General features: G+C 28.4%; 22 protein-coding genes. 7 read left to right on the top strand and 15 right to left on the bottom strand.

Annotated features, from left to right (window positions below; translation table 11 throughout):
* Positions 1–38: 38 nt before the first annotated feature.
* From Q1A46_RS19935 to Q1A46_RS19920, 4 genes are read left to right on the top strand one after another with little or no spacing between them, the layout of a single operon-like run.
* Complete coding sequence (locus Q1A46_RS19935; protein ID WP_299683252.1) at positions 39–1,160, top strand: toxin-antitoxin system YwqK family antitoxin; 1,122 nt, start codon at positions 39–41, stop codon at positions 1,158–1,160.
* 16 nt (positions 1,161–1,176) lie between these two features.
* Entirely contained in the window at positions 1,177–1,932 is a 756-nt protein-coding gene (locus Q1A46_RS19930; protein WP_299683250.1) for a hypothetical protein, read from the top strand.
* A 1-nt stretch (position 1,933) separates the two neighbouring features.
* On the top strand, positions 1,934–3,181 hold the full coding sequence (locus tag Q1A46_RS19925) for a right-handed parallel beta-helix repeat-containing protein (RefSeq protein WP_299683248.1): 1,248 nt from the start codon (positions 1,934–1,936) through the stop codon (positions 3,179–3,181).
* Positions 3,181–4,011: a hypothetical protein gene (locus Q1A46_RS19920; protein ID WP_299683246.1), complete on the top strand. Its 831-nt coding sequence runs from the start codon at positions 3,181–3,183 to the stop codon at positions 4,009–4,011. Before Q1A46_RS19925 ends, Q1A46_RS19920 begins: the two co-directional genes overlap by 1 nt.
* 5 nt (positions 4,012–4,016) lie before the next feature.
* Here the strand turns inward: Q1A46_RS19920 and Q1A46_RS19915 are convergent, their stop codons facing one another.
* The 12 genes from Q1A46_RS19915 to Q1A46_RS19860 form a co-directional block, all read right to left on the bottom strand.
* Complete coding sequence (locus tag Q1A46_RS19915) at positions 4,017–4,595, bottom strand: CHAP domain-containing protein (protein WP_299683243.1); 579 nt, start codon at positions 4,593–4,595, stop codon at positions 4,017–4,019.
* 29 nt (positions 4,596–4,624) lie between these two features.
* On the bottom strand, positions 4,625–6,961 hold the full coding sequence (locus tag Q1A46_RS19910) for a hypothetical protein (protein ID WP_299683242.1): 2,337 nt from the start codon (positions 6,959–6,961) through the stop codon (positions 4,625–4,627).
* Complete coding sequence (locus Q1A46_RS19905) at positions 6,961–7,947, bottom strand: hypothetical protein (protein ID WP_299683241.1); 987 nt, start codon at positions 7,945–7,947, stop codon at positions 6,961–6,963. Before Q1A46_RS19905 ends, Q1A46_RS19910 begins: the two co-directional genes overlap by 1 nt.
* Before the next feature lie 56 nt (positions 7,948–8,003).
* Positions 8,004–8,519: a hypothetical protein gene (locus Q1A46_RS19900; protein WP_299683239.1), complete on the bottom strand. Its 516-nt coding sequence runs from the start codon at positions 8,517–8,519 to the stop codon at positions 8,004–8,006.
* A gap of 4 nt (positions 8,520–8,523) precedes the next feature.
* Positions 8,524–8,937, bottom strand: a complete 414-nt coding sequence (locus tag Q1A46_RS19895; protein ID WP_299683237.1) for a hypothetical protein — start codon at positions 8,935–8,937, stop codon at positions 8,524–8,526.
* Positions 8,938–8,958: 21 nt separating this feature from the next.
* Positions 8,959–10,242 (bottom strand): ankyrin repeat domain-containing protein, encoded by a 1,284-nt coding sequence (locus tag Q1A46_RS19890; RefSeq protein WP_299683235.1) that lies wholly within the window; start codon positions 10,240–10,242, stop codon positions 8,959–8,961.
* A 9-nt stretch (positions 10,243–10,251) separates the two neighbouring features.
* Positions 10,252–10,773 carry an SH3 domain-containing protein gene (locus Q1A46_RS19885; RefSeq protein ID WP_299683233.1) on the bottom strand — a complete coding sequence of 174 codons (522 nt, stop codon included), beginning with the start codon at positions 10,771–10,773 and terminating at the stop codon, positions 10,252–10,254.
* A gap of 31 nt (positions 10,774–10,804) precedes the next feature.
* Complete coding sequence (locus tag Q1A46_RS19880; RefSeq protein WP_299683231.1) at positions 10,805–11,365, bottom strand: hypothetical protein; 561 nt, start codon at positions 11,363–11,365, stop codon at positions 10,805–10,807.
* 21 nt (positions 11,366–11,386) lie between these two features.
* Entirely contained in the window at positions 11,387–12,016 is a 630-nt protein-coding gene (locus Q1A46_RS19875) for a DUF1266 domain-containing protein (RefSeq protein WP_299683229.1), read from the bottom strand.
* 2 nt (positions 12,017–12,018) lie between these two features.
* Complete coding sequence (locus Q1A46_RS19870; protein ID WP_299683227.1) at positions 12,019–12,405, bottom strand: DUF3592 domain-containing protein; 387 nt, start codon at positions 12,403–12,405, stop codon at positions 12,019–12,021.
* Positions 12,406–12,418: 13 nt separating this feature from the next.
* Positions 12,419–12,805: a hypothetical protein gene (locus Q1A46_RS19865; protein ID WP_299683225.1), complete on the bottom strand. Its 387-nt coding sequence runs from the start codon at positions 12,803–12,805 to the stop codon at positions 12,419–12,421.
* 213 nt (positions 12,806–13,018) lie between these two features.
* The gene (locus Q1A46_RS19860) at positions 13,019–13,240 is read right to left on the bottom strand and encodes a hypothetical protein (RefSeq protein ID WP_299683223.1); all 222 of its coding nucleotides are present in this window, start codon (positions 13,238–13,240) and stop codon (positions 13,019–13,021) included.
* A gap of 191 nt (positions 13,241–13,431) precedes the next feature.
* Between Q1A46_RS19860 and Q1A46_RS19855 the strand changes: the two genes are divergently transcribed.
* The 3 genes from Q1A46_RS19855 to Q1A46_RS19845 are packed head-to-tail and all read left to right on the top strand — an operon-like array spanning position 13,432 to position 15,283.
* Positions 13,432–13,602 carry a Lacal_2735 family protein gene (locus tag Q1A46_RS19855; RefSeq protein WP_299683221.1) on the top strand — a complete coding sequence of 57 codons (171 nt, stop codon included), beginning with the start codon at positions 13,432–13,434 and terminating at the stop codon, positions 13,600–13,602.
* A gap of 4 nt (positions 13,603–13,606) precedes the next feature.
* Positions 13,607–14,011 (top strand): DUF2452 domain-containing protein, encoded by a 405-nt coding sequence (locus tag Q1A46_RS19850; RefSeq protein ID WP_299683219.1) that lies wholly within the window; start codon positions 13,607–13,609, stop codon positions 14,009–14,011.
* A 27-nt stretch (positions 14,012–14,038) separates the two neighbouring features.
* A complete protein-coding gene (locus tag Q1A46_RS19845) occupies positions 14,039–15,283 on the top strand; it encodes an FAD-dependent oxidoreductase (RefSeq protein WP_299683217.1) in 1,245 nt (414 codons plus the stop codon).
* A gap of 297 nt (positions 15,284–15,580) precedes the next feature.
* Here the strand turns inward: Q1A46_RS19845 and Q1A46_RS19840 are convergent, their stop codons facing one another.
* The 3 genes from Q1A46_RS19840 to Q1A46_RS19830 all read right to left on the bottom strand — a co-directional run.
* Positions 15,581–16,354 carry a glycoside hydrolase family 16 protein gene (locus Q1A46_RS19840; protein WP_299683215.1) on the bottom strand — a complete coding sequence of 258 codons (774 nt, stop codon included), beginning with the start codon at positions 16,352–16,354 and terminating at the stop codon, positions 15,581–15,583.
* Positions 16,354–18,615: a beta-glucosidase BglX gene (gene bglX, locus Q1A46_RS19835; protein ID WP_299683213.1), complete on the bottom strand. Its 2,262-nt coding sequence runs from the start codon at positions 18,613–18,615 to the stop codon at positions 16,354–16,356. Before bglX ends, Q1A46_RS19840 begins: the two co-directional genes overlap by 1 nt.
* 70 nt (positions 18,616–18,685) lie before the next feature.
* A partial coding sequence (locus Q1A46_RS19830; protein ID WP_299683211.1) for a glycoside hydrolase family 16 protein occupies positions 18,686–20,062 on the bottom strand: 1,377 nt, incomplete at its 5' end.

The raw sequence follows: 20,062 nt of genomic DNA, 5'->3' as shown, positions 1-20,062 counted from the left end.
CAGAATCTTCAAATATTTTTACATGAAAAAAACATAATATGTATTCAACCAAAAACTTAATTTTATTTCTATTTTTTTCACTTGTATTATTAACTCTTAATGCACAGGTATATACCACTTGGAACGAAGTACAGACTAAACGGTTTGGAAAAGAAACTATTTACATTTCTATAGAAGATAAAAAGCCTTTAAATGGTTCTTACAAAATCGCTGAAACTAGTGGAGCATATGCAGATATTAGTTTTAATAATGGGAAAATTAATGGAACATACACAAGTTATGATTTTGCTGGTAATAAATCTTCTGAAGCTAATTATATCGATGGAAAAATTAATGGAAAACAAATCTCTTATTTTCAAAACGGAAAAATTCAAGAAGAAACTCGATATAAAAATGGACTAAAACATGGTATTTGGTTAACTTATAATAGAAAAGGAAAAGTATTTAGAACAGAACAATACAAAAATGATAAAAAAGAAGGTAAATGGACAAAAGAACTTAGAAATGTTCAAGATAATACCACGTCTCTAGTTATTGAATTTTATAAAGATAATGAACCTACTGGTCGATGGGAAGAACGATTAATCGATGGAAAGTTGAAATGGGAAAAAACATACTCCTCTCCTACCGATTATATCAAAAAGAGTTATCATTTAAACGGAAAAATTGCTCAGGAACTACAAATAAAAAACCGCAGGAAAAACGGAATCACGACCTATTATACTCCCGAAGGTATTTTACAATACAAAATCAACTATGATAATGATCATATTACTTACGAAGAAAAGTATTTCGAAAACGGAACTTTAGAAAGTAAAACTAGTTTTAAATACGGAAAAAGAAATGGTGCTTATACTAAGTTTAATGAAGATGGAGTTAAAATACAAGAAGGCAAATATGTTGATACTTTTAAAAGCGGTATCTGGAAAACTTTTGATGGTAAAAAAGGTAGGCAAATTTCTGCTTTAACTTATAAAAATGGAAAACTAAATGGTATAGGAAAATTCTATAATTTAAAATCGAAAACAGTTGAAATGGAAGGTAATTATGTAAGTGGCAAAAAAAACGGAATATGGAAACATTATGATGCTTCTGGAGAATTAACTAAAGAAATAGAGTTTAATAAAGGAAAACAAATTTCAGAAAAAACATACAACTAAAACTTATTTTATTGCTATGAAGTTCATAATTTACATAAGCATATTATTATTTTCTTTTAGCTTAAAAGCTCAAGAACAAAATATGCTAGATCGTTTAAACAATCTTCATTTAAAACGTTTAGAAAACCGCAACAAATGGGAAGTTAAAGATTCTTTAAACCGTTTAATTTATAAAACTATTGTTTCCGATCTTTCTGAAGATTTTATAGGTACAGATACCACACATTATTATTTACTAGAAAATAAACTCAAAAATGCTACAAAAGGAGTTACTCTAGCTTATGCTTTTATGAATAATATTGTTATAAATTCTACTGAAGATTTCACTATATTTTCTACTGATGTTCTAGATAATGGATCGTATCATGAATATTTGAACTATATCCGATATAAAACTGATAAAAACTGGAAAGTTCTCGCGTTAGACAAAAATCAAAACGATAAAAGTGCTGGATATTTTAGAATTGAAAAACTAGATAATTTTTACATATTGTTTGGATATGGAACTTATGGTAGCGGAAAACAACATTTTGTAATTCGTATTTTTGAAAAAAACAAGGCTGAAATAAGAGAATGTTTTAATTGTTACCCGAAACAAAAGATGTTTTTTATAGAGTGTAATCGTAGTCAGAATATCGATTTAAACTTCGATACTAAAACTAAAGAATTTTCTTTTAAACAATTTAAAATGGATGACGATACTGGATTTTACACTCGTGAGTTTGACCTTATAAAATATAAATTTAGTAATGGTGTATTTATTCGAAAATAGTTTGAAAAATTTATTTCTAATTGGTATAACTCTATTGACTTTTTTTAATGGTTTTACACAACAGAAAACCGTAAAAAGAGTACATGATATTCTAGAGTTTTTTAACGCTTTGCAAAGTAATACTGAAATTATTATTGAAACAGATACATTAAACTTAACCTTAGATAATGTAAAAAAGAAAATTCCACTACTGAACCACAAAAAAACAACACAAAAACCGTCTTATTACATAGAAGAAAATGGAATTGTTTTAGATGGATATTCAAATTTAACTTTACGTGGTAAAAAGCAAACTAATATTATCTCTTTTGAAGAGTTTGAAGATATTTTATCTTTTAAAAATTGTACTAATTTAAACTTAAATAATCTTTCTATTTATCACGTTCACGAAACATGCACTGGTTATGTGCTTCTTTTAGAAACTTGTAAAAATGTAACTATTCAGAATACAAATCTAAATGGTAGTGGAGCTATTGGAGCTTACCTGATTGATTCTGAAAATATAAAATTCAATCAATCTAACTTATTTCGTAACGCTTTTCATGCTGTATCAGCCATACATTCTAAAAACATTAGCTTTAACGAATGTAGCTTTTACGAAAACAATACTGTATTTACAGAATATCCTCTTATTTACACTCAATTTAGCAAATTACATTTTAACTCATGTGAATTTTATAGTAACGACAGTGAAAAATTGTATAATTCTAATGATACAATTGAAGATTTTTATAGTTATTTAGAAAATGAAGAATATATAAGTTATTATAACTCAAACACGATCAGTTTTAATTTTGATATTGTTGAGTTTTCTCCAAAATTTAATCATTGTTTTTTTGAAGTAGACAATGCTTTTAAAGAACCTGAAATTAAACAGAAATTTAAAGAAGAACTCTTAGATATTAACTTAATTTATGCTGAATATTTTGTCAATTTTATAGTATCAATTTTAAATGATGGACCAACTATTTATAATAGATTTGATAAACCAGCTAATGAATTTAAAAGTTTACTGATGAAAGATTTAAAAGTTAATAACGTAAGTATAAACAAAGATAAATTCTTCTCTCACTTTTACGATTTACAATACGATTTAAATTATTCTCTTACACAACTTCAGATGATAAATCCAAATACATTTTCTTTTTCTATTTCAGAAAAAGAAGACAATCAAAAAGCAAAAAAATTAAAATGGGAATTTACCTTTAATTCATCAAGAAAAGTATCCTCTATCAAAAAAATTCAATAATGAGATTTACAATACTTCTATTCGTTTTCCTTCTTTTAAATTGTAAAGAACAAGATCAAAAAGGTTTTATTTTTAGTATTTCAGAAAAATCTATCGAAAATTATACACCTTTAAATAGAACTAAACTTCCTAAAGATTTATGGCGTAAACATGGACTTTTTAATATTGAAAGTTACAACACTGATTTTAGTTATTATATAAGTCATAAAAGCGATTCTCTAAAAATTATTGAACGTATTTACGATACCGAAAACAACACTTGGTTATGTCTTGTAAATAAAAATGGATTTTATTTAGATCATATGCAAGTAGCTTATGATAACGCCGAAGGTTTTTTAACTGTTGAATCTAAAATGATTGACAAAACTATAATCGTTAAAACCTGGAATGATTTTTCTGACATAAAACAAACTATAGATTCTATTAAAATCACAAATGAAACTTTTAGAAATCCTGCTAAAGAAAGAGCTGTTGTGGGACATTGGAAGAACGAAACTTCTAATTTAAATTTTAAACTATTTGTAACGAATAATCAATTAGAATATACATTTACTTCTCCAAAAAGATCTTTTAATGGAGCAGCACAAATAACTGAGAGCAATCTTATTATTTTTAAAGGTTTTGAATGGAGTGAATATGCTGGTGGAGCTGTTGATGATGGTGACGAAGAAGAAGAACGTGAACAACCTCCGCTACCTACAGAAATTGGCACAACTATAGATTTTGAAAGTGGTGAATTTGTGATTCAGAATTATGGAAATGCAATGAATTACTTTACAAAAATAGAAGAAGCTAGTGAAAAGTATGTGAGCTTTAAAAAAGTTAAGTAATCGACTTATTTTCTTAACCAACCTAATATTCTATCGTTATTAATTTTCCAATTATCATTTTGGTTTATAAGCGCTATTTTTTCTCTTGATGACGAAAATGGCCCTGGATTTTGTTGAATAATTTCAACCTTAGTTTCGGTTACTTTTGAGATAATTGCAACATGACCATATCTATTCCATAAAGTTCCCTTAAAAACGATTAAATCGCCTTTTTGAGGCATTAATGTACTCGGGTTTGTATATTGTATTAAGTTTCTACGTTTATTTATTTTTCCATCTGAAACATCAACATCAAAAAAACTCTTTGCATGTCCGTAAGCATCTGGCATCTTATGTTGATAATGCTCATAATAATATCGCTTTACAAATTCTACACACTGATATTTCAATCCTAAATTATAATCGTCTTTTGTATTTCTTTCAGTAACATTATCAACACCTCCATTGTAATAAACATATACATTATCTATACTATCTACTTTCTGACCAATGTGGTATTTGGTATTGAAATTAACTTTCTTAATTCCTTTATAACCAAAAAAAAGTAAAACCAAAATTCCAATACCAATACCGATCTTTTTCATTCTTTTAAAAAATTTATTTTTTTATAACTTTAATACGCATCGTATTGTCTAAAAAAACTACATTTACTTCGTATCACTTCGTAAAATTTTGTGTTTTTATACTTTGTTTTTAAAGCTTTAAATCCAGAGTTTTCAAACTTTCTATATTCATCTCCTTCATAACCAGAATAATTTGAATCCCAACCATTATTGTAATATTCGTTTAATTCACACTTAGCTATCATGTAAGCACATCTAGCATTTAGTTCATTATCAGTTGACATTTCAATTGTTTTCTCATAGTAATATTTTGCTTTTTTAGCTAAACCATTGTAGGTATTTCTATAGCCACCATAAGGAAAACTATATGTTTTTTTCTTTGAAATTACATCGTTTATATCTGATCTTGTTCTTCCGAAATCGTAGTTATAATAACGACTTTTTCCGTAGTAAGTAAAAGCTCTGTAATACCCAGTATTTGATGCATTATAAAAATAATTCCCAAGTAAATAATAGGCTAGTTTTTTCTTCCATTGTTTTGTGTTTTCATCTTTCGTCATATCCTCTAAAGTTTGAAGATTAACTAGCAAATCGTAAGTATTCATCTTTCTATTTAAAAAAGAATATGTACTAGCTTTATACACTTCATCTTCCATTACAGTTGCATCGTTACAATTAAAACACTCTATCGTATTATTACTGAAAATTGAAGCTGGTATATTTTTTATATCAGATGAACTAAAGTAATCTACTGCAATATTAAATTCTCCATTTCTGTAATACATTAACCCTTTTGCTTCTTCTGCTAAATTTAAAATTGAAGAACCTTCTAATCTTTTATTTTTTAAACCTTTTAATAATAATTTTTCGAAATCATTTTTATTTTCTTTTTGAATGAATTCAATTATATCGTCTACTAAATCATGAGACGTTACTTCTTTTAAATCCTCTAAAGGGTTGTGTATTAAATAAGATTGCGCAATTTTGTTTTGTTGCAAATACAAATGACTTACTTGCTCTAGAATAATTCCTCTTAAATTACAAGACATACTCACTTGATTTACTTCATCTAATTGACATGGACCTAAAACTGTAACTCCGTTTTTATTTTTTTTGAATAGTTTAGACAACCATAACTCTCTTTCTTCATTAATTGTTGTCCACGAAAACACTTCAAATATCCTTGTTAAACTTTCTTTTTGTTCTTTAAACTTTCTTGAATTTACTAAGCTTAACTTATCACTTGCGGTTTTAAAATCTTGACGTAAAAACGAAAGATATGCATCTGTTAATTTCCAAAACTCCCTATTAGAAGTAGTACCTTCTAGTTTTCTATCAATATAACTTTGTAACGCAATCAATTCATCTGCAACTTTATCTTCTACTTGAAAAATCGATTTTCGAAAATTTATATCTAAAATTGATCTTTCTAAATTATTTATAATTCGAATAGCTAACAATTCTTGTTTGTCTTCAGCAATACCTAAATCAGTTATATTTTCGAGATCCTGCATCGTGTCTGAAAACTTTCTAATTGCTGTAATAAAAATCTGATTTGCTTTTTCTTCTTTAGTATTTAAAAATGATTTTCCTTCTGCATTTTTATATGTACAAAACTTATAACTCACAAAAGCAGATCGCTTCTTATCTATACTTTTATCAAAAACCTTTAAAAAAAGATAAGCTGCTTTTTCATATCTTTTAAGCTTATAATAACAACCAGCAACTTGATCTAAAATATAATAGTAGATTTCATTTTTAGATACTTTTGATTTTACTTCGTTGTTATAAAAATCAATGGCAGTTTGAAATTCATAATTGTATCGATACAAACGAATTAATTGATACGCATAACGAAGTTTTAAGTCAGCGTTTTTCTCTTTACTATATAATGATAAACCTTTACCAATTAATTCTGGTGCATTTTGCTTTCTCTTTTTAATTAATGCATCGTAATCCCAGTAATAACTTTCATTACTTACTGTAATAGTTTCACAAGATTTTGCAAAACTTAAATAAGTTTTGGCAGCTTTTTCTTTTGCGGATTTCTCTTGAATTTTATAGAGTTTATTTTCTTTTCCGTAAAGAACCTCTACTAATTGATCTTTTGAATATTTTTCATTGAAAAAAGAATACCACTCGTGAACATTTTTAGAATCTTTTAAAGATTGATCTTCATAAAACGGATTCATATCTGTTCTTAAAAAAGGATAAAATGCTTTTTGAGATATATTTTCTTGATTGAATAAATTATAATAGAAAGAATCTGGATCGTAATACCAACCTCCACAAAAGTATTTTGGTGTATTTTCTGCTAATATTTTTGGTGCTGCTGTTATTAGAAATAATAATGCGATTATATACTCTTTAAATACTATCTTCTTCATTATAACTTGGTGATTAATTCTTTAAAATTTAGTTCTTTAATTTCTGTTTCATCTAAATGATATAAAATTGTGTTTCTAATATTTAAATCGCTATTTTTAATTATATCATTAGATTTTACAATTTCTTCAATACTCGTTTTTTCTAACTTTAACTTAAAATCTTTATACAAATACTGACCTTTATATAGTTTCTTTTTGAGTACGATATATTGATGTTTTCCTAAACTTTTAAAATGTTCTGTATCGTTTTTAAAATCTTCTTCAATAACTCTATTTATAAGTCGAATATTGTCTTCTCTATTTTTAATTACAACCTGAGAAAATAAAGGTAAAGCTAAATCTAACTGTAATGGATATTCTGTACTTCCCTTTACATATTGAGATACTATCTTACTATTTAAAATTGAATTCTGATTAAAATCACCTAAATCACCAACATTATATAACATTAGAGCACCAAAATCTACTGGTGGAATACCTGTTTCTCTTTGAAATTTTATTTGGTGTAAACGAATAGTTGCACTTACAGATATTCTTTCTTTTAGAAGTTCTAAAAATTTAAAATAAGTTTCTCTTGTAGTTTTAGTCCAATCGCAATCTATTTGGATTTCTAAAGCTTGTTTATTGAAATATTTTTGATGAATTTGTTGAACTAGTTGTGCTACTTTATCTACTAAATTTTGGGTTGAATATTGATTTACTTTAAATACTGAATTACTAATAAAAACTACTGGTACAACTTGTACAGTATTAAAATAAGGATCAATATCTTGAATTACGCTTACAGGATGACTTATTCCATCAGTTAATACAACATCAAAATAGTGAATAAATGTTTTTTTAGCGTGAGTATTTTTTAAAGCTTCTTTTTCTACATCAGAAAGCTTTGCATTTGATTTCCAATGATAAAACTGAATCTCGTGATCTTCTTTTTTACAAGCATATACTAGTAGTAAAATAAGCAAGCTACTTAGTACTTTCTTCATCTTTAATTTCTTTTACTTTTCAAGTCGAAAGATAAAATATATAGCTTACATAAATACTAACCTTTAACATACAATTTCTGATACTGTTCAATTATTAACTCTAATTTTTCTGCTTTAGTTTGTACAGGAATAATATCTTTCATTAACTCTTTTAGTAGTTCAAACTTTTTGCCTACGAACATCGAAGTGTTCTTCTTTTTAGTAGGATTTGTTTCTTGTTTATCTTTTTCTATTTCTTTTAAAAACGCTGTATATTTCGAACTATTAATTACTTCTTTGTAGGAAGTAAAAACAGTTATCATTTTTTCTTTTCCTTTTAAATCTTCATTAATTTCTTTACTCCTTTTTAAAGTTTTTATGCTTTGATTTAAAAAATCGTTGATAATTTCTCTTTCTTTTAGAACGTTTTGTGTGCTTTTTGTTGCTTTTCTTGAAAGGCTAGAAGCTAAATTGTCGAAATCATTGAACATTTTCACCAATTTCTCTGCAAATTCTTCAGGTGTTTCTTTAATTTCTCTTTCACAAGAAATAAAAACAAAACTCAATATTAATATTTGAAATATTATTCTCATTAACTTATTTTAAAACAATTCCTCTTCCTCCATACAAATGTATAGCTAAAGTACTAAACTCTTCTTGTACAACTTCTTTTTTAATCCCGTAACGTTTTGAAATTTCTTTCAGTTCGTTTTTAACTTTTGAATTTTTACTCATAGCTATTATCGCCATAATAATGACCGAAATTACTAAAATTACAACAATAGAAATTTCTATGGTTTTAATATTTTCATAGGCTTGATAATCATAACTTTTCCCTGCTATAAATACGTTATGAATTAAGATAAAAACTCCAAATAGTAAAAAAGGGATTTTTACATAGGTTTCCATTGCTGTAGATTCACTATAAATTTTTAATGAACTCTGAAGCATTTCCTTAGGTACCTTTTCTACAATTTCTAATCTTGTTTCTTTTTTCTCTGTAGTTTCCATATTATTTACCGTAACAATGTCTTATGATCGATTTAATAATCTACTAAAACGAGAAGTTTTACTCTCTGTAAATTTCTTAGTTTCCTTCACTCCTATTTCTCTTAAATATGTTGCTACAAGTGAATTTTGTGAAGCTTCTGCATAATACAACACATTAGCGTTATATCGATCTTTAAAATTAAGATTAGCTTTTTTAGCTATTAAAAACTTTACTGTTGCTAAACTATTTTCTTTAGTTTTTTCTTTACTATTGGCAAAAAAATCTAAAGCAGATTGTGTTAATCCTATACCTAACTTTGCGCCTTTTTTGTCAATGTCGTTAAAATTCTCGTAGAGTTGAGCTGCATGCATTAATACAGACATTGTGTTATTTTTAGAAAGTTGATTAATATTAGCTCCTTTTTTTAATAAAAATTCTAACATTGGAACATTTCCTCTTACTGCTGCATAATGAATAGCACCATACTTATATTTAGAATGTAAATAATTAATTTTCGCACCTTTTTTAAGAAGCTTTTCAGTTATAACTGTATCTTTTGCAAAGACTAAAGATTGATTCAAAATTTCTTTTGTTATCCACTTTTCTTCTAATAGTTGTTCTAAAAATGCAATATCATTTGATGATCTAGCTGTACTGATAAAAAGCTTTTGTTTGTCTTCAATTGACATTTTTTTATAAAACATCTTTTGTATCTCTATGTCATTAGATCGAATAGCTAAATCTACTACTGTTTTACCATTATAGTCTTTAATAGTATCTGATGTAATTGAAATTAAGTTCTCTATGTTTTCAATATCTTTATTTTCTACAGCAATATGTAATGGAGTAGATTGCATTAATGATTTAGAAACACTGTTTGGATCAGCTTGTTTGATTAATAACTTCTTAACCAAATTACTTTGCTTATTATGAACCGCATAGTGTAAAGCAGAGAAACCATTGTAATTTTCAACAGTATTTACATTTACATCTTTAGTTAATAGTTTATAGATTAATTCTTCATTTGGATTAACATCTTGTACTAAAGCTAAAAGTGGTGTATATCCTAATGAATCACTTTCATTTAAAAGAATTTCTTCATCAATCAATTGATTCATTATTTTAGTGGCTCTCAATTGATAAGCTTGATGGAAAATTGTTCCCCCAGCTTCAAACCTTAATGTATCGATTCCTATTTCTTTTCTTAAATTTTTAAATCGAATTAAATTATCTGTTTCTATAACTTGAACCACATCTTTTTGTGTTGGTTTTGCACATGCAAATACCACTAACGATAACAACGTTAGTAAAACTACTTTCTTCATAACTTAAATTTAAGGACAGGTAGTTACAGGGTTTCCACATAACCATTCTGAACTAATCCAGCCAGCTATATTTCCTGATTCTATTTTTACCCATCCAGAACACATATCTTTTATTTTTACTGAAGTTTCTTGATCTATTTTTCCTAAAACTTCTCCTGTTTTTGGTATACTTAATACATTTACTTTTCTTCTTGTAGCAGCACCTATAACGGAATAATGAATCCACCCAACTTCATCAGAGAGTTCTATAAATCCCCAATCGACTCCCCAAATCTTTTTTACTTTAAACCAACCTTTTTTTGCTTTAATTACCGAAAGCATATAATAATCTGTATCGCCTTTTAATTTTAGTAATACTTTTCCTTTAGCTTTTTCCCTGATGTTAGTTCCTTCTCTATCTAAATCGGTTACGTAAACTCTTAAATTAAATGAGTTACACTGATTTTTAGATGTATTACTTCTCTGATTTTTTTGAGCAAAACAGAAATTACAAGTCAGAATTATAAAAAAGATGATGAAATTATTTTTCATTGAATTTGTTGGATGGAATTCATTACAAACACTAATAATCGAATTTTCTTAATGTACCATCTAACATGTACCAAAAATCGAAACTAGTTCCCCCATTTTTTGGTTTTATTGTTAAGTAATATTCCATTTCTTTAAAATCTCCATTACTTGGAGCATTTATATAAATACTACTTACTATTACGTCTTCTATTTTTTTCTCTTGTATAACTTTCTCTTTAGATTTTTTCAGCAATTCTCCCAACAAATCGAACTTTACTATACTTTCATTTAATTGAAACATGAAATCTTTAGCTTGTGATCCAGGGCTCAACTCTAAAGTAACCTCCGAACTCTGTGTCCATTTTCCTTGAAAGTAATTCCATTCTTCCATTTTTAAAGAAGCTGGATCTTCGGTTTGAGTAACACTTAAAATATCTCCAGAAGAAGTTCCTGAATTCGATAAGGTAATACTTGTATAGTAAGCATCTTTACCAAATTTATCTGTTAGCACAGTTTTTAGTTCCTTAAAAGTATCTGCATTTTCTGTAAACTTTTTTTCTTTCCCACAGGAAACAAAAATTACAATTGCTAATGTGTAAATAATGTTTTTCATGAAATTATTGTGATTTTTAATTTATTTGAATGAATATCTTTTATAAACATCTAAGTTTTTAACTCTAAACACCCAAGACAAAACAGACTGTTTAGAATGATATAATTCTTTACATTCATCAATTACATCTTCTAAATTAAAGCCATGAATACATCGACCTAATAAAAATGAGATTGTATACTGTTTCCAATCTGAACCTATTTCTTTTGCTTTTTCTGTTCCTGAAGAAATAATTTGCCACATTTCTTCTTCTGAAATGTATTTACACCAATATGAATATTTAGAAACAACTACTAAACGAACAATATCCCAAGCATAGGTTGTTGTTACTTTGCTTACTTCAGCAAAATGAATTCCTAAACCTTCTGCGATTTCATTTTTTATTTCGTTTAATTCTGTATCAGGATTCACTAATAACGGATCGAAACCTACACTCTTTTTTAAAGCTAACAAATCATTTAAAACATCTAAAGCTTCTTCTCTATTTGTAATTCCCCACCAATTTGCTAAACCTTCTATATACTCTTCGTTATCACTAACCAAATTGATATCTAAAATTGATTCTCCACGATAATATGATAAGATTGCTCCGAAAACTAATTTTCGTTTTTGACTTTCAGATACTACTATTTTTGATTTTGTTTTACTCATTTTTAAGAATTTTGAAGTTTTCTAGCATCTATAAATCGTTTCACAGAAAAAATTACTCCTAATGCAATTAAGATGATCATTCCATATTGAGATAAAAACTTTCCACTTTCACTTTTGGCTATAACTGGATTATTCTTATCGTAATAAATTTCAATTGTATCTCCTACAGATTTAAAGCTTCCAATAATCGGAAGTCCTAGTAATTCTATATAAGCTTCAGATATTTTTCCTTCTTCTGTAGTAAAACTAACCATAGCAAAAGTTTTCCCTCTACGCTTTTTCTCTAACGTTTTTATTGTTCCTTCTGTTTTTATCCATTCTTCAGTATTTTGAGAAGAAACTTGAATACTTAAGAATAAAAAACATAATATGTATATATAGCTTTTCATAGTCGTTTTTAATCTATACAGTAGCTTGAGTAAAAATTTGCTCCATTTCATTAAAAGCTTTCTTTTGAGAACCTATTAATACGGCATCTTTAATTTTACCTAAAATGATTTCATCAATACCTCTGTAAGCTTTTTGACTTTTTCCAAACCATCCATGTAAAAAAACATTTGGAATTGCATAACTCAACTCTATTGTTTTATCATCTAAGAAGTAAACCTTTAACCCATGCATTGCACTTTTTTTAACCATAATACATTTTTGCATATTCCCATCAGCATCTTTTCTAATTTCCCATTTGTCGTATTGAATATTTGAATTGTATTCTGACTTTTTATTGATAAACCCTTGTAATTTCTCTAAAGAATTATACTCTTCTTTAATAGTTATTATTTTTTTCATTCTAAATGATGTTTTGGTTATACAGGTTCAAAAGTATAAGGGAAGGCTTTAATTTAAATTACCAAACTCATATTCGTGAGGTTATAATAAATATTCGTAAAATGAATGAAAATCAAAAAATGTAAATATCTATTAATAAAAAAAGCTAACCTTTTATATTAGGTTAGCTTTTCATTTGGGGGGGGAAGAATAAGAAAAATTTATCTTTTTTGTTTATAACAATGGTTTTCCTTTTAATCGTGATTCTATCCTTTTTTTCTTCACGGTTAAACGTTTCATAATGTCCATTAGGTTAGCATCTTTAGTTCTTTTATAGATTTCATTCAATGCTAACACTAATCTTTTTGCCTCTCTAGATGCAACTACTCTATCACTTGTAGTCATGTTTTTCATCTTGGCCTGTTCGAATGCTAATGCTTCACTTACTATATCCATAATATTTCTGTTTAAACTTATTCAAATATAGTTAAACACTTTCATAAAATATGTTAATAAAGTCCTATTATTTACTAATTTGAATAATTTTAAATTAGGTGAATGAAGAAAATCGAAAAAATAATTTTGTTTAACTTTTTTATTTTATAAATAAACAAAACTTATCTTTGTATGAATTTAATTGTGTACTTATGTTTAAATTTTTCAAGTCAAAATCAGAAAAACAAAAATTAGAAGATCGTTACAAAAAATTATTGGAAGAATCATATAAACTTTCTACAGTAAATAGAAAACTAAGTGATGAAAAGGCTTATGAAGCTGATCAAATTTTACAGCAAATAGAATCTTTAAACAAACAATAATAATATGGAAGAAGAGAAAAAACCTGACTATGTTGTATACAATTATGAAACAGAATCGTATGACGCTGCTTTAAAACCGTATTCGACTTCTGTTGGTGCCCCAAAAATTACGATTGATGATAATACAGCTTGGAAAAATAGAGTTACCAATAAAGTAAATCATAAAATTAAAACGAAGTACGAAGAACTTAAGGAAGCTTATGCTAAAATGATGGAAGAGTTTGAGTACAATAATTTGATTTTAAATGCTGAATTTTCTTTTGAACCAATTATTGGTCAAACATATCATTTATACATCAATAAAAAAGGAATACACTTTTTATCACTTATTGCGCCAGATCAATGCAATTTTAATTTTGTGGGAAGCTTTATTTTGAATGCTGATCAAACTTGGGAAAAAGTAAGTTAAATCACTTAATATCTAATAAGTAATCGTATGAAAGAACATCTAAATATTACTATTGTAGGTGCTGGTGTTAGTGGCTTGGTAGCTGCTACTGTACTTGAACAACAAGGATATACTCCAACTATAATTGAAACTACTGATAAAGTGGGCGGACGCGTAAAAACAGATTATATCGATAATTATCAATTAGATCATGGTTTTCAAGTACTTTTAACTTCTTATCCACTTGCTAAAAAGTATTTAGATTATAATAATTTAGATCTTCAAAAAATATCACCTGGAGCTATTATTTTCAATAATAAATCTATGTCCTCTATTGGAGATCCTTTAAGAGATAAATCTTTCTTATTTTCGACTCTTTTTTCTAGTTTACTTTCTTTTAAAGACAAACTAAAAGTTTTTAAATTGAATAATACTTTAAAAAAGAAAACTATAGCTAAAATATTTAAAGATAAAGAAACTTCTACCTACAGATATTTATTGGATTTTGGTTTTTCTTCTAAGGCTATTGATAACTTTTTTCTACCTTTTTTTAGCGGTATTTTTCTTGAAAATAAACTAGAGACTTCGAGTAGAATGTTTGAGTTTATCTATAAAATGTTTGGTGATGGTTATGCAGCAATTCCAAAAACTGGTATGCAAGCTATTCCTAACCAATTAAAAAATCAGTTAAAGAAAACAAAATTCATTTTTAATACCAAAGTAGAACAAATCAATAATACAGAACTTCATTTGAGTAATGGAGATATTATAAAAAGTGACTACACTTTAATAACTGTAAATCCTAACAAGATTTTAAACACCAATACCACTAAAGCTACAAAATGGAAATCGTGTCACACGTTGTACTTTGAAACACCATCTAAAACGATACATAAAGCCTTAATTGGGCTAATTACAGATAAAAGCTCTCTAATTAATAATATATTTTATCACACGAGTTTAAAAACCAACAAAAAAGCTAAAAATGAACTTTTATCAGTGACTATAGTAAAAGACCATGAATTAAATCATAATGATTTAATAAAAAGGATTACCCAAGAATTAAGCGAGATCTGTAATATTAATCATATTAATTTCATAAAAGATTATAAAATTCCAATAGCCTTACCAAAAAATAATTTAGTTTTAAACTCAAATGATAATATCAAATTAAAAAACAACATTTACCTCGCTGGTGACTATCTTTTAAATGGATCTTTAAATGCTGCTATGTATTCGGGTGAATATGCAGCAAAAGAAATGATAAAAGACTTAGAACAATCACCTGAATAAATATACTTCTTAAAATCAAAAAAGCCACACAATAATGTGTGACTTCATAAGTGGGGGAAATAAGATATTTGGTTTAAAACCGAAGGCAAATTTACTATCTTAACTCACCTTCCATTTTTAAATTTAGATCTAAAACGTTACCTGTTTCGATAAGTGGTTATCTTATGTAGGCGAACGGGCTTAAAACCGAAATAGACAACTACGAATCAAATATTTAAAAAACAAAAAGATCACCTAAAAAGGTGATCTTTCTTATAGTAATGGGGATTTAAATTCAAACGAATTGAAATTAAATTTTTAGTTAGCGTAAATTTTTATATCATCTATAATGAATTCTTGAGGAAATATAGTATCATCAACTTCTGGACCTCCGAAATTTCCACCTATAGCCAAGTTTAAAATCAAATAAAATGGTTTATCATAAGGCCAGTTTTTTTCATCTTTTTTATTCGGAGCATATGTATAAACTTCTTCATCATCTATGTAAAAAACAATGGATTCTTTAGTCCATTTTGTCTTATAGACATGAAAACCTTCTTCTATATGATCTATTGTTGTTTTCTTTGAATTAATTGTATTTCCATAACTAGAACTATTGTGTAAAGAGTTGTAAATAGTACTTGGTTCTTTTCCTACATATTCCATAATATCAATTTCACCACAAGCTGGCCAAGTATTTTTATCGATATCGTACCCTAACATCCAAATAGCTGGCCATAAACCATGACCTTTAGGTAGTTTTGCTTTTACCTCAATAGTTCCATAGGTAAACTCGAATTTAGACTTTGTATGTATTTTTCCTGAGAAATAAGATGAATCTTTCTTTGTTGCTTTTATAACAAGATTACCATCTTTTAATGACACATTTTCTTTAGTGTAAAGCTGGCGTTCATTATTACCCCAACCACATAAATTGGGACAACCATTACCCAGATCATAACTCCAAAACTTTGTATCTAAATTTTCTGAGTTAAAATCTTGATGGAAAATCAGTTTCTTTTCATTCTTTTTTTCACATGAAAAAAATATGATCATAAAAAATAAAACGTAAATGGGGGCTATTGTTTTCATTAGTAATTAAATATTGTTTCTAGTGAGGTTACTGAACTTCCACCTACAAAAACTTTAAACTCTCCTGGTTCAACAATAAATTCTCCCTTATTGTTAAAAAATCCAAGTTCACTTTTTGTAAGATTGAAAGTAATTTCTTTTGATGCTGAAGGTTCTAATTCAATAAGTTCGAAACCTTTTAATTCTTTTATTGGTCGTGTAACGCTTCCTATTATATCTCTAAGATATAATTGTACAACTTCCTTTCCTTTTACTTTACCTGTATTCGTTACTCTAACAGAAACTTTAATATTCTCTTTTGATGAAGTATCAACAGAAATATTTTCATATTTAAAAGTTGTATAACTTAATCCGTGACCGAATGGATATAAAGGCGCGTTAGATTCATCTTGATAGTGCGACCAAAATACTTCTTTTTTAGGTCCTGGTCTGCCAGTATTTTTCGGATTATAATATATTGGAACTTGACCAACACTTCTAGGAAAAGTCATAGGTAATTTACCACTTGGATTATAATCTCCATATAAAACTTCTGCAATTGCGTTTCCTGCTTGAGAACCTAATTGCCATCCTTCTACAATAGCCGGAATGTGTTCATCTGCCCAAGAAATAGTTAAAGGTCTTCCATTATTTAAAACCAAAACTATGTTTTTGTTTACTTTATAAACTTCTTCTAATAATTCTTGCTGAACACCTGGTAAACCTAAATTTGCTCTACTTCGTGCTTCACCACTTTGAAAACCAACTTCACCTAAAACCATAACTACAACATCTGCTTTTTTTGCATTCTGAATGGCTTCCTGAAATTTAGATGTATCTTTTGAATTAACTTTTACTTCATTAATAAAATTTGTGCTTCCAAAAACTACTTTTGCTCCTTCTGAAAAAGTAAGTTGATTTCCTGAATATTTTTGCATTCCTTCTAAAACTGAAATTGCTGAATTGTCTTTTGCTGCTAATCTCCAACTTCCTAAAGGACTATTTTTATCTGAAGCTAAAGCGCCTATTAAAGCTATTTTTTTTCCTTCTTTCTCAAGAGGTAGTATATTATTTTCATTCTTTAATAAAACAATAGATTTTTTAGCCATATCTAATGCAGCATCATGCATTTCTTTACTTCCAATAACTTCTTTTTCTCTTGTTTCATTACAATACTTATAAGGATCTTTAAATAACCCTAGTTCGAATTTAACTTTTAAAATTCTTCTTGCTGCATCATTAATTACATCTTCTGAAACTTTACCTTCTTTAACCAGATTTGCTAATTCATTCACGTACGCATACGATTCCATATCCATATCAGATCCAGCATTTGCAGCTAACTCTGCAGCATGTTTTTTATCCTTAGCAAATCCATGATCCATCATTTCCATAATCGATCCCCAGTCTGACACTACAAAACCATCAAAATTCCATTCTCCTTTTAAAATCTCTCTTTGTAAAAATTTATCACCAGTAGCAGGAATACCGTTAAGTTCATTAAATGAATTCATAAAAGTTCGTACTCCAGCATCTTTAGCAGCTTTAAAAGGTGGTAAAATTGTATTGTATAATGTAGAGACTCCAACATCAGCTGTATTATAATCTTTTCCAGATTCAGCAAATCCATACGCAGCAAAATGTTTTGCACAAGCAACTAATGTTTCTTCATTTGACAAATCTTCTCCTTGAAATCCTTCGACTCTAGCGACAGCTATTTTACTTCCCAGATACACATCTTCTCCAGCTCCTTCCATAACTCTTCCCCATCTTGCATCTCTAGAAATATCTACCATGGGAGCAAAAGTCCAATTTATACCAGCAGCAGCAGCTTCTTTAGCAGCCATTTGTGCTGATTTTTTTATTGCTTCTAAATCCCAACTTGCAGATTCTGCTAGAGGAATTGGACTTTGAGTTTCATATCCATGAATAACATCAAATCCAATAATTAAAGGAATTCCTAATCTGCTTTCTTCTACAGCTACTTTTTGAACTTTACGAACATTGGCTACTCCACGAACATTTAGCATAGAACCTACCCAGCCTTTTCTTAAATGATCGTATTTCTTAGCTGCATCTCCTTCACTTGGAACCGGACCCGTAACATCCCAAAAACCGTTATATTGATTCATTTGTCCGATTTTCTCTTCCAAGGTCATTAAACCTAATAGAGAATCTACTTTTTTATCTATATCGCTTTTGGATTCAACATTTAGTTTAGACTCACTTTTACAATTAGCGAGCACAAAAAAAATGGACAGTAGTAGTATACATTTTTTCATATTTAAAATTTAAAAGAGGTTAAACAGTATCACTAATTTAACCTCTTTGAATTAATCAAACTAATTTACACTATTGAAATACTCTTACGTAATCAATTTCCATTGTAGCTTCTGAGAAACTTGAATCTATAGAGCCACCTAAAGTTCCTCCCATAGCTACATTTAAGATCAAAAAGAAATTCTCATTGAATGGCAAAGCTGAAGAATTTGCTAACTCATAGTATTTTACATTATCTAAATACATGCTAATACTAGTCTCTGTCCATTCTAAAGTATATAAATGAAATTCTGAAGTAGCGTTATTAATCGATGTTGTTTGTGTAAAATCTGCTTTTGTATTGCTTGCTGTATCTTGCCAATGACAAGTTGCTAGTACTGTGTTTTTATCAGCTCCTGTTTGTTCCATTATATCAATTTCACCAGAAAATGGCCAACCTACTGTAGGGAAATTAGAGCCTAGCATCCAAATTGCAGGCCAAGTACCAGCTCCTTCGGGTAACTTTGCTCTAACATCTACTCTACCGTATTTAAAGTTAAATAGTCCCTGTGTTTTTAATCTTGCTGAAGTGTAACCACTTCCAGAAAAGTTTTCTCGCTTTGCTGTAATTACCAGATTTCCATTCTCAACTACTGCATTATCTGCCCTATCTGTATAATACTGTACTTCGTTATTTCCCCAACCATTTGTTCCTGTACCAATATCATAAGTCCATTTTGTTGGATCTGGTGTTCCATTGGTTTCAAAATCATCTTCCCAAATTAATGTATTAAAAACAGAAGGAGAAGTTGATGCAGGTTCTTCTGTCGTTAAAATAAAGAACCAGCTTAAACCATCATTCCCAATAATCTTAACATTCATTTCTGTTGCTGATCTACTTAAGATTGAAAATGTTCCACTATTTCCAACGTAAAAACCTAAAAAACCATTATTTGTTAGAGTTAAAGTTTCTTGCCCAGCAGGAGCAGTTAAACTCCATGTTCCTGTAAAATCATCTTTTGCATAATTCTCATGTTCGTTATTTCCGTTTGGTGTTAATCCTTGATCTCCAAAATCTTGATCTAATGGTCCTGCCTGCCCGAAAATTGTTCCAGAAGGATCTTCTGTAGGATCATCATTTACCGAGTTTGTAATAACCTTAAACGTTCCATCTGAATTGAAAACATAACGATCATCATACATTCCCGTACTTGCTTTATCTCCTGGAGGTGCTGCAAACCAAATTGGTGATGTTTCTTCTGGAGGACCAACTCCAAAATGCGCATTTACTTCAGATTTAACTCTCCATGTTTTTGAAGTTACAGCATCTGGATTTGCAGGATCGAACCCGTATAACATTTGTTTTAAATCATCTGGCGCTTCATATAAAGCTAATACATCAACTTGAATTGTTTTACTTGATGAAACTCCTCCTGTACCTATTGCAACTGCTGTTACTGTATATGTATT

The sequence above is a fragment of the uncultured Tenacibaculum sp. genome (assembly GCF_947502995.1).
Lineage (GTDB): Bacteria > Bacteroidota > Bacteroidia > Flavobacteriales > Flavobacteriaceae > Polaribacter.
The sequence above is the reverse complement of the archived record's forward strand: the minus strand, read 5'-3'. Positions and strand labels throughout refer to the sequence as shown.

What these genes read in the sequence shown, in the direction of transcription:
- Q1A46_RS19935 (WP_299683252.1), top strand. Translation starts at nt 39, where the DNA reads ATGTATTCAACCAAAAACTTAATTTTATTTCTATTTTTTTCACTTGTA.
- Q1A46_RS19930 (WP_299683250.1), top strand. Translation starts at nt 1,177, where the DNA reads ATGAAGTTCATAATTTACATAAGCATATTATTATTTTCTTTTAGCTTA.
- Q1A46_RS19920 (WP_299683246.1), top strand. Translation starts at nt 3,181, where the DNA reads ATGAGATTTACAATACTTCTATTCGTTTTCCTTCTTTTAAATTGTAAA.
- Q1A46_RS19915 (WP_299683243.1), bottom strand. Translation starts at nt 4,595, where the DNA reads ATGAAAAAGATCGGTATTGGTATTGGAATTTTGGTTTTACTTTTTTTT.
- Q1A46_RS19910 (WP_299683242.1), bottom strand. Translation starts at nt 6,961, where the DNA reads ATGAAGAAGATAGTATTTAAAGAGTATATAATCGCATTATTATTTCTA.
- Q1A46_RS19905 (WP_299683241.1), bottom strand. Translation starts at nt 7,947, where the DNA reads ATGAAGAAAGTACTAAGTAGCTTGCTTATTTTACTACTAGTATATGCT.
- Q1A46_RS19900 (WP_299683239.1), bottom strand. Translation starts at nt 8,519, where the DNA reads ATGAGAATAATATTTCAAATATTAATATTGAGTTTTGTTTTTATTTCT.
- Q1A46_RS19895 (WP_299683237.1), bottom strand. Translation starts at nt 8,937, where the DNA reads ATGGAAACTACAGAGAAAAAAGAAACAAGATTAGAAATTGTAGAAAAG.
- Q1A46_RS19890 (WP_299683235.1), bottom strand. Translation starts at nt 10,242, where the DNA reads ATGAAGAAAGTAGTTTTACTAACGTTGTTATCGTTAGTGGTATTTGCA.
- Q1A46_RS19885 (WP_299683233.1), bottom strand. Translation starts at nt 10,773, where the DNA reads ATGAAAAATAATTTCATCATCTTTTTTATAATTCTGACTTGTAATTTC.
- Q1A46_RS19880 (WP_299683231.1), bottom strand. Translation starts at nt 11,365, where the DNA reads ATGAAAAACATTATTTACACATTAGCAATTGTAATTTTTGTTTCCTGT.
- Q1A46_RS19875 (WP_299683229.1), bottom strand. Translation starts at nt 12,016, where the DNA reads ATGAGTAAAACAAAATCAAAAATAGTAGTATCTGAAAGTCAAAAACGA.
- Q1A46_RS19870 (WP_299683227.1), bottom strand. Translation starts at nt 12,405, where the DNA reads ATGAAAAGCTATATATACATATTATGTTTTTTATTCTTAAGTATTCAA.
- Q1A46_RS19865 (WP_299683225.1), bottom strand. Translation starts at nt 12,805, where the DNA reads ATGAAAAAAATAATAACTATTAAAGAAGAGTATAATTCTTTAGAGAAA.
- Q1A46_RS19860 (WP_299683223.1), bottom strand. Translation starts at nt 13,240, where the DNA reads ATGGATATAGTAAGTGAAGCATTAGCATTCGAACAGGCCAAGATGAAA.
- Q1A46_RS19855 (WP_299683221.1), top strand. Translation starts at nt 13,432, where the DNA reads ATGTTTAAATTTTTCAAGTCAAAATCAGAAAAACAAAAATTAGAAGAT.
- Q1A46_RS19850 (WP_299683219.1), top strand. Translation starts at nt 13,607, where the DNA reads ATGGAAGAAGAGAAAAAACCTGACTATGTTGTATACAATTATGAAACA.
- Q1A46_RS19845 (WP_299683217.1), top strand. Translation starts at nt 14,039, where the DNA reads ATGAAAGAACATCTAAATATTACTATTGTAGGTGCTGGTGTTAGTGGC.
- Q1A46_RS19840 (WP_299683215.1), bottom strand. Translation starts at nt 16,354, where the DNA reads ATGAAAACAATAGCCCCCATTTACGTTTTATTTTTTATGATCATATTT.
- bglX (WP_299683213.1), bottom strand. Translation starts at nt 18,615, where the DNA reads ATGAAAAAATGTATACTACTACTGTCCATTTTTTTTGTGCTCGCTAAT.